Source organism: Streptomyces sp. NBC_01471 (assembly GCF_041438865.1).
Taxonomy (GTDB): domain Bacteria; phylum Actinomycetota; class Actinomycetes; order Streptomycetales; family Streptomycetaceae; genus Streptomyces.
This window is the reverse complement of record NZ_CP109450.1, coordinates 5,416,674-5,434,258: the sequence shown is the minus strand read 5'-3', so window position 1 is coordinate 5,434,258 and position 17,585 is coordinate 5,416,674. Positions and strand designations below refer to the sequence as shown.

Genomic DNA, 17,585 nt, shown 5'->3' with positions numbered 1-17,585 from the left:
CGCGCCCCGGACAGGGCGCGGCTGATCGCCGTCCGGTCCCGCGTGGTCAGCCCGTGACGCGCTCGATCTGCCGGCGCAGACCGGGGAAGGCCGAGCGCGGGCGGCTGAGGTTGCGGGCGCGGACGAGACCGGACCAGAAGCCCGCGCCGAGCAGCGCCTCGGGGGCCACCGCGCGCTTGCGCGCCAGCACCTCCTCCGGGACGTCCTGCGGGTCCTCGGTGACGTACTCCGCGAGGATGGCGTCGTAGTTCTGCTTCAGTACGGTGCTCGACGGGTCGGCGCCGAAGACGGCGACCACGCCGGTCGGCTTGGTGTCCACCTCGACGACCAGCAGGTCGGGGCGGAACCGCCGCAACACCTCGGCGACCTTGTAGACGTCGCCCGTCCACGCCCCGGTGTGCCGGTCGCGGGCCGCCTCGTCGACGTTGCGCGGCAGCATGTCGTCCAGGACGATCACGCTGTTCCAGCGGGCGTGCCTCTCGACGTTCATGAAGTCGCGCAGGGCGAACTCGAAGAGGTGCATGCCGTCGATGAACGACAGCTCCAGGCGGGGGTCGGCGCCCAGCAGCCCCAGCGGGTCCCTGCGGGCGAGGGCCCGGAAGGGGTTGCGTCCCGGCCGGAGGTGCAGCAGCGGGTCCTTGCGGGCGAAGAACGCATCACTCGTCTGCTTGACCAGATGCACGTCACAACTGATCGATGTCACGACCTTGAATGCGGGGTCGACGGCGATGGAAGGTACCCGGGAAAGCGCCAGGCTGCGCCCGTCATTGACCCCGATCTCCAAATAGGTGCGGGGACGGTATACGCGATGGATGCCGCGCAGGAATTCATGACGGTTCACAGGGAGCGCCCTTCGTCGGAAATAACGACTGGTCCGATCCCCGGCGAAGGTACCTCATGAGCGCCGGGACGTGAAAGCCTCGGTGCTGAGGTACATCTCCATTGGCCGGGCCGCCCCCGGAGGGCAGCAGAACATTTACGGAATCGGCGCACACCACCCCCCGCCGGGGGATCAGGAGCGCTCGGCGGCGACCAGCGCCGGGAACGCGTCGGCCAGCGCGAGCCGCCAGTCGCGGAGCGGTTCGATGCCCGCGGCCGCCCAGCGGTCGTGGCCGAGCACGCTGTACGCGGGACGCGGCGCGGGCCGTACGAAGGCCTCGCTGGTCGTGGGCAGCACCCGCGCCGGGTCCGCGTCCAGCAGCCGGAAGATCTCCCGGGTGAGCCCGAACCAGGTCGTCGCACCGCCGCTGGTGCCGTGGTAGACGCCCGCGGGCGCGGTGCCCGCGAGGGCGCCCGTGCCGAGGCGCACCAGCAGATCCGCCAGGTCGGCGGTCCAGGTGGGCTGGCCGCACTGGTCGTCCACCACGTCCAGGGTGTCCTTGACCGCCTCCAGCCGCACCATCGTCCGGACGAAGTTGCCGCCGCCCGCCCCGTACAGCCAGGCCGTGCGCACCACGTACCCGCGCTCGGGCAGCACACCGAGCACGGCCTGCTCGCCGGCCAGCTTGGTGCGGCCGTACGCGCTGCGCGGGGCCACCGGGGCGTCCTCCGCGTACGGCTGGGTGCCGTCACCGGCGAACACGTAGTCCGTGGAGATCTGGAGCAGCACGGCGCCGGTCTCCCGGCACGCCTCGGCCAGGACCCGGGGGCCCGTGCCGTTGACGGCGAGCGCCTGCTCCTCCGCGGACTCGGCGTCGTCGACCGCGGTCCAGGCCGCGCAGTTGACGACAACTGCGGGACGGTGCTCCGCCAGCGCGCCGCGGACGGCCGCGGGGTCGGTGATGTCGAGCGCCGCGCGGTCCAGTCCGGCCGCCGGGGTGCCGTCGTCCGCCAGCCGTGCGAGGAGGTCCCGGGCGAGCATCCCGCCTGCCCCGGTGACCAGCCAACCGCCGCTCATGTCTCACCTGTTCTCTATGTCCGTCGCACCCGTCCGGGCCCTGGCCGACGCTACCCGAGGTGCCGGCCGAACGCGGACTCCGCCGCCGGTGCTCCGGCCGGCCGGACGCGGCCCCGGCCCCGCGTTCAGGCGAGCGCCGTGCGCTCCTTCAGCGGCTCCCACCAGGCACGGTTGTCGCGGTACCACTGCACGGTCTCCGCGAGCCCGTCCGCGAAGTCCTTGCGGGGCTCGTACCCGAGCTCCGTACGGATCTTGGCGCAGTCCACCGAGTACCGCCGGTCGTGCCCCTTGCGGTCGGTGACGTACTCGACGCTGGTGTCCCAGTCCGCCCCGCAGGCCTTGAGCAGCAGTCCGGTGAGCTCCTTGTTGGAGAGCTCGGTGCCGCCGCCGATGTTGTACACCTCGCCCGCACGGCCCTTCGTACGGACCAGCTCGATGCCCTGCACGTGGTCGTCGATGTGCAGCCAGTCGCGGACGTTGCCTCCGTCGCCGTACAGCGGGACGGACCTGCCGTCCAGCAGGTTGGTGACGAAGAGCGGGATGACCTTCTCCGGGAAGTGGTGGTGCCCGTAGTTGTTGGAGCAGCGGGTCACCCGCACGTCCAGACCGTGGGTGCGGTGGTAGGAGAGCGCGACGAGATCGCTGGACGCCTTGGCCGCCGAGTACGGCGAGTTGGGTTCGAGCGGGTGGGTCTCGGGCCAGGAGCCCTCGTCGATCGACCCGTACACCTCGTCGGTCGAGATGTGCACGAACGTGTCGATGCCGGCCCGGTGCGCCGCGTCGACCAGGGTGTGGGTGCCGAGGACATTGGTCCGGATGAATTCGGCGCCGCCGTCGATGGACCGGTCGACATGGGACTCGGCGGCGAAGTGCACCACCTGGTCGTGCTCCGCCATCAGCTCGCCGACCAGCACGGGATCGCAGATGTCGCCCTGCACGAAGGAAAATCCTGGATGGTCCCGGACCTCGTCGAGGTTGGCCGGGTTGCCCGCGTAAGTGAGCTTGTCGAGCACGGTGACCGCGATGCCGCCGGGGCCCCCGGGACCGAGGACCGTGCGGACGTAGTGCGAGCCGATGAAGCCGGCGCCGCCGGTCACCAGAATCCTGTTCGTCATGAGGAGATCTGCACCTTGCTGTGGTCGCCGAGGACAAGTCGGTGGGCTGCGGGGCTGCGGGGCGAGGGCGTCACCTGGACGCCGCGGCCGATCAGCGAGGCCGCGATCCTTCGGACCCCGGTGATCGAGGAGTCGCGCAGGACGATGGAGTACTCGATCTCGCTGTCCTCGATCCGGCACCCCTCGGAGACCGAGGTGTACGGGCCGACGTACGCGTCGCGAATCACCGTCCCCGCGCCGATGATCGCGGGCCCCACGATACGGCTGCGGGTGACCTGGGCGCCCTTCTCGATCCTGACGCGCCCGATGATCTCGCTGGCCTCGTCGGCCGTGCCGTCCTCGCAGGGCTCGACGGTCTCCAGGACCGCGCGGTTGACCTCCAGCATGTCGGTGACGTTGCCGGTGTCCTTCCAGTAGCCGGAGATCGTCGTGGAGTGCACGTCACGCCGCTGGTCGATCAGCCACTGGATGGCGTGGGTGATCTCCAGCTCACCGCGCCGGGACGGCCCGATGGAGCGGACGGCCTCGTGCACGGCCGGGGTGAAGAGGTAGACGCCGACGAGCGCCAGATCGCTCTTGGGGACCTCCGGCTTCTCCTCCAGAGCGACGACCCGGCCTTCCCCGTCGAGCTCGGCCACGCCGAACGCCGTCGGGTCCGGGACCTTGGTCAGCAGGATCTGCGCGTCAGGGCGGGTCTCGCGGAAACCCTCGACCAGGCCCGTGATGCCTCCGACGATGAAGTTGTCACCGAGATACATGACGAAGTCCTCGTCGCCCAGGAAGTCCCGGGAGATGAGCACGGCGTGGGCCAGGCCGCGCGGTGCCTCCTGCGGGATGTAGGTGACCTCGACGCCGAAGCGGGATCCGTCCCCGACGGCCTCACGGATCTCCTCGGCGGTATCACCCACGACGATGCCGACATCGGTGATGCCCGCGTCCGCGATGGCTTCGAGCCCATAGAACAGCACGGGCTTGTTGGCAACCGGCACGAGTTGTTTGGCCGAAGTGTGTGTGATGGGGCGCAGGCGTGTGCCCGCACCGCCGGAAAGGACGAGAGCCTTCACGTTGTGTGTCCCTTGCGAGCAGTCGGTCTGGCTTGATCCGTCCTGTGGGATTTTATCCATTCTTGCGTTGCGAAACCGTAAGTACAACGCCGTACGGCCGTCCGCGCGAGCTGCGCGAACGGCCGTACGAAGGGATCGGGCTGAGGTCCTGTCAGCCGCCGACGGCCGAGTCGACCCCGGTGGCATCCGAATCATTCAGGCCAGGTGCGCCCTCCGGTTCGGCGCCGGCCGTGCGCTGGGCGACGGCCACGTTGCGCGCCTCGGCCTTGGCCGTGAGCACCCGTACCGCAGCGTTGAACTGCTCCATCGAGGTGGGCTCGTCGGGACCGAGCAGATACTGCTTCAGCTCCCGGCGGTCGTCGGCCAGCGGGTCGTCCGACGACCCGGTGATCGCCGCGAGCAGCTGGTCGATCTCCTTGGCGGTGTTGGAGAGGATGACGGCAGCACGTACGGCGGTGTTCTGCCGCTTGAACTCCTCGACACCCAGTTCGGCCGAGTCGGTGACGGCGTACGGCTTGCCGCTCGCGATGAAGTCCGAGACGACGCTGGAGATGTCCGAGACCATTCCGTCCGACTCGTTGAAGCAGTCGTACAGATGCGGCTCGCCACCGGTGATGACGCGGTGCTCCCAGTAGCCGAAGGTCCGCCAGTAGGCGCGGTTCCACTCGGCGCGCAGGGTGACGGTCTCGTTCTGGCCCGCCGGGTCGGCCAGCGCGGCCCGCGACTCCTCGGACTCGTCGGCGCCCGTCCGGCCGCCTTCGGCCAGCTCGGCAAGCCTGGTCTCGATGCGCGTCAGCTCGGCCTGCGCGGCCGCCCTGTCGGCTGCACCGGCCGTGGCCTGCTCGGTCCAGCGGGGCTCGGCGGCACGGGCGGCCGCCGCCTTCTCGACCATGGCCGTGATCCGCAGGTGCGCCGCCTTGGCCTGCGCGCTGCGGGTCCCGGTGAAGGGGTGCGGCTTGTAGAGCACCCGGACGGGCCGCTCGGCACGGAGCAGCCGCTTGACGATGTTCTCCCCGGCCAGCAGCAGCGAGGTGTTGCCCGGGTTGTCGTCCCAGCCCTCCCAGGTGGGGGCGTACAGCACGGTCGGGATCGGCTGCTTCGGGGTGCCGGTCCAGCTCTGGATGGGGGCCAGCTGGGGGCGGCCCACCTCGACGATGTCCTCGTCGCGCACGCCGACGTCGGCCAGCGCGTAACGGTCGCGGCCGGCCCGGCCCGCGGTCCACACCTCGTCGTACGCCTTGCTGTACGGGTTGACGCTGGCCAGCTTGTCGCTGTCGCCGTGCCCGATGAAGACGTGCTTGATGGTCGGGACACGGAGCATGTGGATGTTCTTGCCGACGTTCGCCGCGTACAGCGCGACGCGCACGGTGGACAGGTCCATGTTCATCAGGTGCACCCCGCCGGGCACGCACACCACCGGCACCGCGGTCGGGGCGAGCTGCGACACGATGGCGCGCTCACGCAGGATGATCAGCGGGCGCCCCTCGGTCTGGGCCATCGTCTCCAGCCACATGTTCACCTGATAGGCGGAGTCCCTGGAGCCCGAGAAGTAGAGGGCGACGGTCGGCCGGTACTCGCGCAGCCAGCCGTCGAGCCCCGCCAGCACCGTGGCGGCCGAGGGGACCCGGCGGCCCTTGAGGATGTACGGGACGAGGGCTGCGATGTAGAGGACGGCCAGGCCCAGCGTGATGAGGATGCCGAAGTAGCCGAAGTCGTCGGTACCGGTCTTCGCCGCGATCAGCAGGCCGACCATCGCGAAGACGTCCAGGTGGAGCATCTTCTCGGCGGCGCGGTTCAGCAGCCGGCGCGGCGGGGGCCCGGGGATCGGGATGGCGCCGAGGTCGACGTTGCGGGTGACCACCGGCATCACGCGGCGCAGCCGGATCAGGGTGGTCAGTGTGCCGTGCGCGGCCTGAAGACCGTAGAAGAGCAGGAAACAGGCGACGGCGGCGTAGTAGACAGTCTGCTCGGCGAGCTGAAGGCGGGCGAGCAGCAGAATAAGCAGCAGTTCGCGCAGGAGGAAGCGGATCGACAGGCCGGCGCGGACCTTGGCCAGGCGATTGATCAGGTAGCTGCGGCGCTGGTGCAGGAACCAGTCGGACACGTAGGTCACGAAGGTGGCCGCGGCGAAGAACCAGATATTGGGGATCAGCGCTGCGATCATCACGCACGGGTAGCTGAGCCCCATGAAGGCTGCGGCGATCAGCTCGGACCGGCTGCCTACGCGCGCCAGTCGAATGGCGGTCGAAATCACGAAGAACCTGCTCCAGGGGGTGCCGGTTTTATTCTGGGAGTATTGATTCGATGGGATATGATCCGGAATTTCTCCGGAGGCTTTGTTTGGGGAAATTGTGAAGGCGGGACTTCACGCATTCGGGCCTCTGCGATTCGCGCGACGCGATCACAGAGGCCCGAAATGAAACGTCCACTTATGCCAGCGAAGTATTACACATCTTCCTGACGGTCCAGCACGGAGGCCAGCGCCTGCTCGAACCCTGACGCGTCCGCGCTGGCGTCGCGGGTCGGGTCCTGCTGCCGTACGTCGATGACGTGGCCGGTCAGCTCGGAGAGCAGCACGTCCAGCGAGGTCCGGGCCACGGCCTCCGAGGAGAGCAGGCTGCCCTCGGGCTCCTGGCCGAACGCCTTGGTGCGCATCGGGGTCGCCGTGCGCTCCGGGTTGACGCAGTTGACCCGGACGCCGTCACCGGCCCACTCGTCCGAGAGGGCCTGGGTGAGATTCACCATGGCGGCCTTGGTGGAGGAGTAGAGGCTGTATTCGGCGCGACCCCGCGTGTAGCTGCTGGAGGTGTAGAGCAGCAGCTGGCCCTTGGTCTCCGCCAGGTACTTGTACGAGGCGCGCGCGATCTGCACCGGCGCCAGGTAGTTGACGTTCAGCGCTTCCTGGATGGTCGTGTTGTCCGTCTCGGCGAGCTTGCCGATGCGCAGCACGCCCGCGGTGTTGATGACGTAGTCGATCCGGCCGGTCTCCGAGTACGCCTTGGAGAGCGCGTCGTCGACGTGCTCCGGGTTCTCGACGTGGGTACCGGTGGTGGAGCGGCCCAGCGCGTACACCTTCGCGCCGTAGGACTCGGCGATGGCGGCGATGTCGGCGCCGATGCCGTACGAACCGCCGAAGACCACCAGGGTCTTGCCGGTCAGCAGCTCGCGGTAGGCGGCCTCGTCGGCCTGGCGCGGGGCCGCGGTGGAGGCCAGCTGGAACAGCTTGTCGGTGATGAAGACATCGACGGGCTGCGTGACCTTCATGTTGTACTCGTCGCCCGCGACGACGTAGATCGGCACGTCCGGCAGGTACTTGAGCACGACCGAGCAGTCGTCGGTGGCCTGGAAGTTCGGGTCGCCCGCGGCGACGTCGTACGCCCTGCGGATCGTGGAGAGCTTGAAGGCCTGCGGGGTCTGCCCGCGGCGCAGCCGGGAGCGGTCCGGGACCTCGGTGATGAACTCGCCGTCGCCGCCGTGGGTGCGGGTCACGATGATGGTGTCCGCGGACGGGATGGCGACGTCGACGGCCTGGTAGCGCTCCAGCGCGTCCACGCAGTCCTTGATCACGCGCTGCGAGAGCAGCGGGCGCACGGCGTCGTGGAAGAGGACGTTGCGGTCCTCTCCCTCGGCCAGCCCCTCACCGAGGGCCGCGATGGCGCGCTCGGTGGTCTCGTTGCGGGTGGAACCGCCCTCGATGATCCGGGTGACCTTGGTGAGACCGGACTTGGCGACGATCTTCTCGATGTCCGGTACGTATCCCGGGGCCATCAGCACGATGATGTCGTCGATCGAATCGGCCTGCTGGAAGATCGTCAGGGTGTGCTCGATGACAGCCTTCCCGGCGATCTTCAGCAGTTGCTTGGGGATCGACAGACCCACGCGCTGGCCGGTACCACCGGCGAGAACGACTGCTGTAGTCCGGGGCTTGGTTGCTTTGTGCTGCACAGACACAGACGACCTACCTTGCGATGACGAGGGAACGGTGTGATGGTCGCACTCTCCGTGACCGTCTCGCAAGGTGGACGCCAAGCCTCCACAACCCCTGCGATACCGCGTGTTCACCCTAAGGGCAGGAAAGTGACTTGGATCCCCCCAGCCACTGTGAGTGACCGACGCCACAGGGTGCGAGGTTAACTCATGGCTGGACGTCCGCCACCGTGAGGGCCAGGTCGTTGCTCACGGTGTAGTAGGGGCGCACCCTGACCCACTGCTGGGGCCTGCCGCGGACCTTCCGTACGGCCTTGCGCAGCGCACCCCACGGGCGCCTCTTGCGCACCAGGGCCGGCGGACAGGAGTAGACGCCCTTCTTGTCCACGACATCGTCGAGAATGCGACCGACCTTCACAGGTCGCGCCTGCGGTGCGTACCGCAGCCACACATCCCAGTAGTCGTTCCTGGTGAGCTGGCGGGCGGCCGGGCCGGCGGCCGGGAACGTGGCCCGGAAACCGTCCGCACCCTCACGGCTGCCGGGGAAGGACAGCTCCTCACCGGAGCCGCCGCGGCGGCGCAGCAGCAGGACCGGGTCCCCGGAGAGCGCGTCCGCCCCCATCACGGTTCCGGACACGGTGAGTCGACTGCCTTCGACAACGATGTCCCCGGCCTCCGCGTGCACGGGTCTGTTCCAGGCGCGCATGGTCAGGAAGCCCTTGTCCTTGAGACGGTAGGCGATCTGGTTGCGCACTCCCCCATCACCCTGCGCGTCACGCATCGGACCGCGCTGGTCGACGGAGCGGGCCGCTATCCGTACCCGCCGTCCGGAGCCGGTCACCTCGGCGTAGAAGTCCCAGACACCCTCGGTGAACCTCTCGCCGGCCGGGACGACCGCGACACCCTCCGCGTCGAAGGGGTACGAACGCTGGTCGGCCCGGTCGTCGGCGCGCGAGCAGAGCAGCCGCAGCCCCTCGTACCCCTCCGGATCGGAACGGCCCGGTACGAGGGTGACGGTCAGCTCGCCGTCCGGCCGCGCCACGCAGTCCGCCTCCGGTGTGAACGCGGGCCGCCCCGCGCGGCTCGCGGCCTGCGGGCGCAGTGCGGTGAAGAGCTTCTCGTACTGCTCGGTGACCTGACGCGGGTCGAAGCGGCGCGCGTTGGCGAGCGCTGCCGCGCTCATCCGGCGCCGCAGCCCCTCGTCGCCGATGAGCTTCAGGAGCGCGGCGGCGACCGCGGCGCTGTCGCCGACAGGCACCAGGAGCCCGTCCTCACCGTCCTCGATGATCTCGCGGGGGCCGTAGTCGCAGTCCGTTGAGATGACCGGCAGCCCGCAGCGCATGGCCTCGACCAGCGTCATGCCGAAGGACTCGTGACGGGAGGTGGACACCGCGATGGCGCCCTTGGCCCACTCGGGCTCGATGGGCGAGTGGGGGCCCATCAGGTGGACCCGGTTGTGCAGCCCCCTGGCGTCGATCCGCTCCCGGAGCTTGGCCCGTTCGGAGCCCCCGCCGTAGATCCGCAGGTTCCAGTCGGGACGTTCGGCGACCACGTCCGCGAAGGCGTCGACCAGGACGTGGTACTGCTTCTCGGGCGCCAGCCGTCCGGCGGCGACCACGGTGGTGCCGCTGCCGTCGGACGGCGCGACGGGCGGTTCGGGAACGCTGTTGGGGATCGAGAGCACCTGGGTCGCGGGCAGCGGCATCTTCTCCCGGTACACCGCGGCGTCGCCCTCGGAGACGGTCACGAAGGCGTCGAGCGCGGCCAGGTGCTCGTACAACTGCGAGCGCAGGGCCTGCTTGTGGTGGTTGTGCGTCATGTGCTCCTGGCCGATGAGCACCGCACCGGCCGGGGCGAACTGGGCGACGTACGCCACCAGACCGGGCCGGGTCCCGATGACGACGTCCGCGTCCGATGTGGCGTAGTGCTCCCGCACCCGCTGGTCGGAGAGCTTGCTGTACTCCTTGAAGCGCGCCTCTGCGGGCGGCAGGCACTGGGAGGGCTGCCGCTGGAGTGGATGCTCCAGTTCATTGGCCATGGAGCCGGGATCGGTGTCGACCAGCGGTACGACGCTGATCCGGGAGTCGATCCGGAACAGCGGGATCTCCCGGTGCCGGAAGACCGAGACGATCTCCACCTCGTGACGGTCGGCAAGCTCCTCCGCCAGGTTCAGTGTGGTCTTGATCGTGCCGCCGATCCCGTAGACCGTGTGGATGAGGAAGGAGATCTTCATCTGCCCCGTTACTCCGCTTCCGTTACTCCGGGCCGGTCCACAACCCCCGCCATGACATCGCAGGCCCGCATTCATGAGTGGTTGGTCATCCACCCGCTTACAAGACAGACAATGGCAACCATCGGTTGTGCACTTTCGGGAAAAAATCGCGGAAACGGAGCAGCGCGGTGGCCGGGAACAGCCGGAGGCCCGCGAACGCGTCGGCGTTCCCGGGCCACCGGGCCGTGCTGGGCGGTTCCGTGGGAACCTGTGCGGTTCTGCTAGAACGGCTTGAACTCGTCGTACTCCTTGTCCGATTCGTCCTTCTCGGCCTGCCGGTCCCGGCGCTTCTGCTCCGCGGGCCGGGGCGCCTCCAGACGGTGGTCCTCGCCTCGGCGGCCGAGCATCTCGGCGCCCGCCATCATCGTCGGCTCCCAGTCGAAGACGACCGCGTTGTCCTCGGCGCCGATGGCCACGCCGTCACCCGCACGGGCACCGGCCTTCATCAGCTGGTCCTCGACGCCGAGGCGGCTGAGCCGGTCGGCGAGGTAGCCGACGGCCTCGTCGTTGCTGAAGTCGGTCTGGCGGACCCAGCGTTCGGGCTTCTCGCCCCGTACGCGGTAGACGCCTTCCTCCTCCTCGAAGCTGACCGTGAAGCCCGCGTCGTCGACCGCCTTCGGGCGGATGACGACCCGGGTGGCCTCCTCGGCGGGCTTCGCGGCCCGCGCCTCGGCGATGATGCCGGCCAGCGCGAACGACAGCTCCTTCAGGCCCAGATGGGCCACGGCGGACACCTCGAAGACCTGGTAGCCGCGCGCCTCCAGATCCGGGCGGATCATGTCGGCGAGGTCCTGGCCGTCGGGGATGTCGACCTTGTTGAGGGCGACGATGCGGGGCCGGTTCTCCAGGCCGCCGTACAGCTTGAGCTCCTCCTCGATCATGTCGAGGTCGGAGAGCGGGTCACGGTCGGACTCCAGGGTCGCCGTGTCCAGCACGTGCACGAGCACCGAGCAGCGCTCGACGTGCCGCAGGAACTCCAGGCCGAGGCCCTTGCCCTGACTGGCGCCGGGGATGAGACCGGGGACGTCCGCGATGGTGTAGACGGTCGAACCGGCCGTCACCACACCGAGGTTGGGGACGAGCGTGGTGAAGGGGTAGTCCGCGATCTTCGGCTTGGCGGCGCTCAGCACCGAGATCAGCGAGGACTTGCCGGCGCTCGGGTAGCCGACCAGCGCCACGTCGGCGACGGTCTTGAGCTCCAGGACGATGTCCCGGGACTCCCCCGGCTCGCCGAGCAGCGCGAACCCGGGCGCCTTGCGGCGGGCCGAGGCCAGCGCGTGGTTCCCGAGGCCGCCACGGCCGCCCTGGCCCGCGACGAAGGTGGTGCCCTGGCCGACCAGGTCGGCGAGGACGTTCCCCGCCCTGTCCAGGACGACGGTGCCGTCCGGCACGGGCAGCACGAGGTCGTGCCCGTCCTTGCCGGAGCGGTTGTCACCGGCGCCGGGCTGGCCGTTGGTGGCCTTGCGGTGCGGGCTGTGGTGGTAGTCGAGCAGGGTGGTCACCGCCTGCTCGACGACGAGGATGACGTCGCCGCCGCGCCCGCCGTTGCCGCCGTCGGGTCCGCCGAGGGGCTTGAACTTCTCACGGTGTACGGAGGCGCAGCCGTGGCCCCCGCTACCCGCGGCGGCATGCAGCTCGACGCGGTCCACGAAGGTGGTCATGGGTGTGCCTCCAGAAACGTACGGAATTGTCTGAGACCGGTTGGCAAATGGGGGGCGGCGTCACAGGGTGTGGCACGCGCATCTGCAAGGCGCCACACTCCGCTCCTTGTCCCGCCCCCCATTTGTCAACCGGTCTTACCTGTAACACGACAAAGGCGGACCGGCTTCCCGTAAGCAACGGGAAACCTGGTCCGCCCTCGACAGATCGCTCTACGGCAGCCTAAAGATCAGGCGACCGGAACGATGTTCACGACCTTGCGGCCACGGTGCGTGCCGAACTCGACCGAACCGGGGTTCAGCGCGAACAGCGTGTCGTCGCCGCCACGGCCGACGCCGGTGCCCGGGTGGAAGTGGGTGCCGCGCTGGCGGACCAGGATCTCACCGGCGTTGACGACCTGACCGCCGAAGCGCTTCACGCCGAGCCGCTGAGCATTGGAATCGCGCCCGTTCCGAGTGGACGATGCGCCCTTCTTGTGTGCCATGTCTCAGTCCCTTACTTCGCAGCCGCGGGGATGCCGGTGACCTTGATCGCCGTGTACTGCTGGCGGTGCCCCTGGCGACGGCGGTAACCGGTCTTGTTCTTGTAGCGAAGGATGTCGATCTTCGCGCCCTTGTGGTGATCCACGACCTCGGCCTGGACCTTGATACCGGCAAGCACCCACGGGTCGCTGGTGACCGCGTCACCGTCGACCACGAGCAGGGTCGAGAGCTCGACCGTGTCGCCAACCTTGGCGGTGGGAATCTTGTCAACCTCAACGATGTCGTCGACAGCAACCTTGTGCTGACGACCACCGCTGCGCACGATGGCGTACACGCGGATCTCTCTTTCGCTCGGAATCGGCCCTCTGATGCCAGCCGCTCACACGGGTCCGGGGACCCACGACGATCCGGATTGGACGAGCGGCCTCTCCCGGCGGAACCAGGAGGGAGTTGCTCAGAGGTGCGGCGCACAGGAAACACGCCGAGGGGTAAGGCTACGGGGCGGGGTCCGGGGGGTCAAACCGGCCCCCGGGCGGGGATCTGAGGGCACACCCGGCCCGACGTACGGGACGGACGGGACGTACGGGACGGACCGGCCCGACGTGTGCCGGACAGGCTGTTCGCGAGCGACCGGCACGGACGGGGTGTACCGGCCGTACGGGCCCGGCCGCGGCGACCGCAGACACCGGCTCAAGGGGCGGGGCCTCCCCGGCGCGTACGCCCCCCGGGAGGGCCGCCGCAGACACATGCCGCGCAGACAGGTGCGGCCCTCCCGGAGGAGGGCCGCACCTTTCGCCTGACGGGCCGGCCCGGGTCAGTCCTCGGTGGAGGCCGTGACTCCGGACGCCGGCTGCTCCTCGGCGGCGACGGTCTTCTTCGTCGCCTTCTTGGCCGTCGTCTTCTTGGCCGCGGTGGTGGTCTTCTTCGCCGCGGTCTTCTTGGCGGCTGCCTTCTTCGCAGGCGCCTTCTTGGCCGTCTTGCGCGCGGCCGTCTTCTTGGCCGGTGCCTCGGTCTCCGCATCGGCGGGGGCCTCGTCCGACGGGGACTCGACCACGACGACAGCCGCATCGGCGGTGCCCGCGGGGGCGGTGGCCTTACGGGTCGCCCGGCGGCGGGCGCGGGGCGGTGCCGCGTCGGCGGCCGGCTCGGCGGGGGCCTGCGGCTCCTCCACCACAGGGGCCGGGGTCTCCTCGACCACGATCTCCGCGGCCTCGTCGGCTGCCTTGGGCGCACCGGCCGGGGCCGTGGCCTTCCGGGTCGCCCGACGACGACCACGGGCCGGAGCGGCCTCCTGGACCGGCTCGGGCTCGGCGACCGGCTCGGCGACCGGCTGCTGGGCAGCGGGCTGCTCGGCGACCGGCTCCGGGGCGGCAGGCTCGGACACCACCGTCTCGGGCTCCGGCTGCGCGCCCTTCGGGGCGCCGGCCGGGGCCGTCACCTTCCGGCTCGCCCGGCGACGGCCACGGCTGCGCGTGGCGGCCGCCTCCGCCTCGGCGGGGCTGCTGTACAGATCCTCGTCCGGCACGAAGCTCTCCGGCTCGTCCGGTACGGGGACCACATCGACGTACTCGGTGTCCGCCTCGTGGTCGTGCGCCTCGTCGTGGCCGTGGTCCGACGTGTGCTCGTGGTCGGCCGTGTGCTCGTGGTCGCCGCCCGCGCCGCCGCGGCCGCGCTTCTTGGAGCGCTTGCCGCCGCCGCCCGAGGACGTCGGCTGCTCCATGTGCACGATCACACCGCGCCCGTTGCAGTGGACGCAGGTCTCGGAGAAGGACTCCAGGAGACCCTGCCCGACCCGCTTACGGGTCATCTGGACCAGGCCCAGCGAGGTGACCTCGGCGACCTGGTGCTTCGTACGGTCCCGGCCCAGGCACTCCAGCAGACGCCGCAGCACCAGGTCCCGGTTGGACTCCAGCACCATGTCGATGAAGTCCACGACGACGATGCCGCCGAGGTCGCGCAGCCGCAGCTGGCGCACGATCTCCTCGGCCGCCTCCAGGTTGTTCTTGGTGACGGTCTCTTCCAGGTTGCCGCCCTGGCCGGTGAACTTGCCGGTGTTGACGTCGACCACGACCATCGCCTCGGTCTTGTCGATCACCAGCGACCCGCCGCTGGGCAGGTAGACCTTGCGGTCCAGCGCCTTCATCAGCTGCTCGTCGATGCGGTACGTCGCGAAGACGTCGACCTCGGAGGTCCAGCGCGAGAGCCGGTCGGCCAGGTCGGGGGCGACGTGGGCGACGTAACCGTGGATGGTGTCCCAGGCCTCGTCACCGCTGACGATGACCTTCGAGAAGTCCTCGTTGAAGATGTCGCGGACGACCCGGACGGTCATGTCCGGCTCGCCGTAGAGCAGCGTCGGGGCATTGCTGCTGCCGCCGCTCTTCGCCTTCTTCTCGATGTCCTCCCACTGCGCCTGGAGCCGCTCGACGTCACGGCGCAGCTCGTCCTCGCTGGCGCCCTCGGCCGCGGTGCGCACGATGACGCCCGCGTCCTCGGGGACGATCTTCTTGAGGATGGTCTTGAGCCGGGACCGCTCGGTGTCGGGCAGCTTGCGGCTGATGCCGGTCATCGAGCCCTCGGGCACGTAGACCAGGTAGCGGCCGGGCAGCGAGACCTGGCTGGTCAGGCGGGCGCCCTTGTGGCCGATCGGGTCCTTCGTCACCTGGACGAGGACCGACTGGCCCGACTTGAGCGCGGTCTCGATACGCCGCGGCCCGTGGGCCATGCCGAGCGCCTCGAAGTTGACCTCACCGGCGTACAGGACGGCGTTGCGGCCCTTGCCGATGTCGACGAACGCGGCCTCCATCGACGGCAGTACGTTCTGGACCTTGCCCAGGTAGACGTTGCCGACGTAGCTGGTGGCCTGCTCCTTGTTGACGTAGTGCTCGACCAGCACGTTGTCCTCAAGGACACCGATCTGGGTGCGCTCGCCGTGCTGGCGGACCACCATGACGCGCTCGACGGCCTCGCGGCGCGCCAGGAACTCCGCCTCGGTGATGATCGGGACCCGGCGGCGGCCCTGCTCGCGGCCCTCGCGGCGGCGCTGCTTCTTCGCCTCCATCCGGGTGGAGCCCTTGATGGACTGGACCTCGTCGAAGCCGGTGCCGGGCTCGCGCTCGGCCTCCTTCTTGCGCGGCTCCCGGACCTTGACGACCGTGCGCTCCGGGTCGTCGGCCACGGCGTCGGCGTCCGTGCCCGCGTCACCGCTGCGACGGCGGCGGCGACGGCGACGGCGGCTGCTGCTGCTGGACCCGGAGGCCCCGTTGTCGTCGTCCTCGTCGTCCGTGCCCGCGGAAGCGGCGGAGCCGGAACCCTCGCGGGCGTCGGCCTCGTCCGGGCCCTCCGCCTCGTCACCGTCGTGGTCGTGGCGGTCGTCGTGGTCGTTGTGCCCGTTGTTGTCGTGGTCGTCCGTGTCTCCGGACTCACCGCGACGACGGCGGCGGCCGCCCCGGCGGCGGCGGCGCGAGGGCCGGTCACCGTACTCGTCGGAGTCGTCACCGTGCTGCGCGTCCTCAGCGGACTGCTCATCGGCGTCGGGCTCTTCGGCCGCGGGCTGCTCGGCGACGGGCGCGGCCGGCTGCTCGGGGGCCTTCTCGGCCTCGGCGGGCTCGCCGCGGCGACGGCGGCGGCGGCCGCGCGTGCCGCCCTGGGGTGCGGACTCGGCCGGCTCGGGCGCCTTGGCGGTCTCCTCGACCGCGGCCGCGTCGTCCTCCTCGGCCTCCTCCACGGACTGGGCGGGCCGGGCGGCGGCGGCCGCGGCCGCGGTCTCCGGCGTCTGGAACATCGGCTCGGCGAAGACGGGGGCCTGGAAGACGGCCACGGCGGGGCGCTGCGCACGGCGGCGCGAGCGTCCCGGCTCCGCGGCCTCGGCGGGCTCCGCGGGGCGCTGCGCCTTCTCCTTCTCACCGACAGCGGTGAACTGCGGGGACTCGGCCCTGCGGCGCTTGCGGCCGCGCGGTGCGGCCTCGGTCTCCTCGGCGAGCACCTCGGCCACGGCCTCGGGCAGGCTCTCACCGGCGGCCTCGGGCTGGACGGTCTCGGGCTGCGGGCTGGCGGCGGGCGAGGTGGCACGGCGACGGTTGCGGCCGCGCGGCGCTTCGGCGGCAGGCGCCTCGGCGGCGGGGGCTGCGGCTTCGGCGGCCTGCGGCGCCTGCTCGGCGGCGGGCTGCTCGGCCGCGGCGGGCGCGGTGGCCTTACGGGTGGCACGGCGGCGGGTACGCGCCGGAGCGGCGTCCTGCGGCACGGCGGACTCACTCTGCTCACCGGAGTCGGCGGCCGGGGCGGTCTCCGCGGCCTCCGCGACGGCCGGAGCCTCGGCACTCTTCGGCGCACCGGCGGGCGCGGTGGCCTTACGGGTGGCGCGGCGGCGGGTACGCGCCGGAGCGGCGTCCTGCGTCACGGCGGACTCGTCCGAATCGGTGTTCCGCACAGTCTCATCGGCCACAACGGCCTCCGGCTCAGCAGCGGCCACGACGGCCTGGGTGGTCTGCGGCTCGTCCACGGGCGCGCCGGTGGACCGGGTGGCACGGCGGCGGGACCTCGTGGGCGCCGCCTCTCCGGCCGCTTCTGCGGGTGCTGCGGCGGCCTCGGCCTGCGGTGCGCCCGCGGGGGCGGAGGCACGGCGGCGGGCACGGCCACGGGGCGGCGCTTCGGCGGCGGGCTCCTCGCTCACCGCTTCGGCGGGCGCGGCTTCCGCGGCCCTGGCGGAGCCCGCGGGTGCGGTCGCCTTACGGGTGGCGCGGCGGCGGGCGGGCGGCGGCGTCCCACCGGCGCCGGAGTCGGCCGCGCTGTCTTCCGCGGCCGGTATGGCCGGCGTCACCGGTGCGGCCGCTTCGGCGGTGCCGTTCTGCGCACCGGCCGGGGGGCCCGCGGGGCGCGACGCGGCCCTGCGCCGACGGCGCGGGGGCAGCGTGTCGCCGGGACCGGTCTCTTCGTTCGCTCCGGTGGTACCGGAATCGTTCGACTCAAGCATGCGGGCGGTTCTCCCGTCACGCTCCCGGGCGCCGCGTCTGTGTCCGGTCCGGCACGGTCCGCGTCAGATGCGCGGTTCCGCTCGTCCGGGGCGCGGGCGCCGCACGGGAGCTGATGTCTGGCTCGCCGGTTCCCTACGCGATGTACGTACGGCCTGGCGAAAGTCTTCTGGTCAGTGCGCTGCCCGACCCAGGTGGCTCC

General features: G+C 70.7%; 11 protein-coding genes. All 11 read right to left on the bottom strand.

The features are described from left to right. Positions 1-46 precede the first annotated feature (46 nt). The gene (locus OG285_RS24295) at positions 47-841 is read right to left on the bottom strand and encodes a class I SAM-dependent methyltransferase (RefSeq protein WP_371792190.1); all 795 of its coding nucleotides are present in this window, start codon (positions 839-841) and stop codon (positions 47-49) included. Between the two features lie 171 nt (positions 842-1,012). Further along, positions 1,013-1,897, bottom strand: coding sequence for a dTDP-4-dehydrorhamnose reductase (rfbD, locus tag OG285_RS24290; RefSeq protein ID WP_371792189.1), 885 nt, complete (start codon positions 1,895-1,897; stop codon positions 1,013-1,015). A gap of 125 nt (positions 1,898-2,022) precedes the next feature. Continuing rightward, positions 2,023-3,012, bottom strand: a complete 990-nt coding sequence (rfbB, locus tag OG285_RS24285) for a dTDP-glucose 4,6-dehydratase (protein ID WP_371792188.1) — start codon at positions 3,010-3,012, stop codon at positions 2,023-2,025. Continuing rightward, positions 3,009-4,076: a glucose-1-phosphate thymidylyltransferase gene (locus tag OG285_RS24280; protein WP_371792187.1), complete on the bottom strand. Its 1,068-nt coding sequence runs from the start codon at positions 4,074-4,076 to the stop codon at positions 3,009-3,011. Before OG285_RS24280 ends, rfbB begins: the two co-directional genes overlap by 4 nt. A 151-nt stretch (positions 4,077-4,227) precedes the next feature. Then, entirely contained in the window at positions 4,228-6,330 is a 2,103-nt protein-coding gene (locus tag OG285_RS24275) for a hypothetical protein (RefSeq protein WP_356825785.1), read from the bottom strand. A 191-nt stretch (positions 6,331-6,521) separates the two neighbouring features. Next, complete coding sequence (locus OG285_RS24270; protein ID WP_356825787.1) at positions 6,522-8,027, bottom strand: bifunctional cytidylyltransferase/SDR family oxidoreductase; 1,506 nt, start codon at positions 8,025-8,027, stop codon at positions 6,522-6,524. Positions 8,028-8,211: 184 nt separating this feature from the next. Next, positions 8,212-10,236: a glycosyltransferase family 4 protein gene (locus OG285_RS24265; RefSeq protein WP_356825789.1), complete on the bottom strand. Its 2,025-nt coding sequence runs from the start codon at positions 10,234-10,236 to the stop codon at positions 8,212-8,214. Positions 10,237-10,496: 260 nt separating this feature from the next. After that, on the bottom strand, positions 10,497-11,936 hold the full coding sequence (gene obgE / locus OG285_RS24260; RefSeq protein ID WP_356825791.1) for a GTPase ObgE: 1,440 nt from the start codon (positions 11,934-11,936) through the stop codon (positions 10,497-10,499). A 227-nt stretch (positions 11,937-12,163) separates the two neighbouring features. Next, positions 12,164-12,418 carry a 50S ribosomal protein L27 gene (rpmA, locus tag OG285_RS24255; protein ID WP_164265539.1) on the bottom strand — a complete coding sequence of 85 codons (255 nt, stop codon included), beginning with the start codon at positions 12,416-12,418 and terminating at the stop codon, positions 12,164-12,166. An 11-nt stretch (positions 12,419-12,429) separates the two neighbouring features. Then, complete coding sequence (rplU, locus tag OG285_RS24250; RefSeq protein ID WP_164265538.1) at positions 12,430-12,750, bottom strand: 50S ribosomal protein L21; 321 nt, start codon at positions 12,748-12,750, stop codon at positions 12,430-12,432. A gap of 480 nt (positions 12,751-13,230) precedes the next feature. Then, positions 13,231-17,385 (bottom strand): Rne/Rng family ribonuclease, encoded by a 4,155-nt coding sequence (locus tag OG285_RS24245; RefSeq protein WP_371792186.1) that lies wholly within the window; start codon positions 17,383-17,385, stop codon positions 13,231-13,233. Positions 17,386-17,585: the final 200 nt, after the last annotated feature.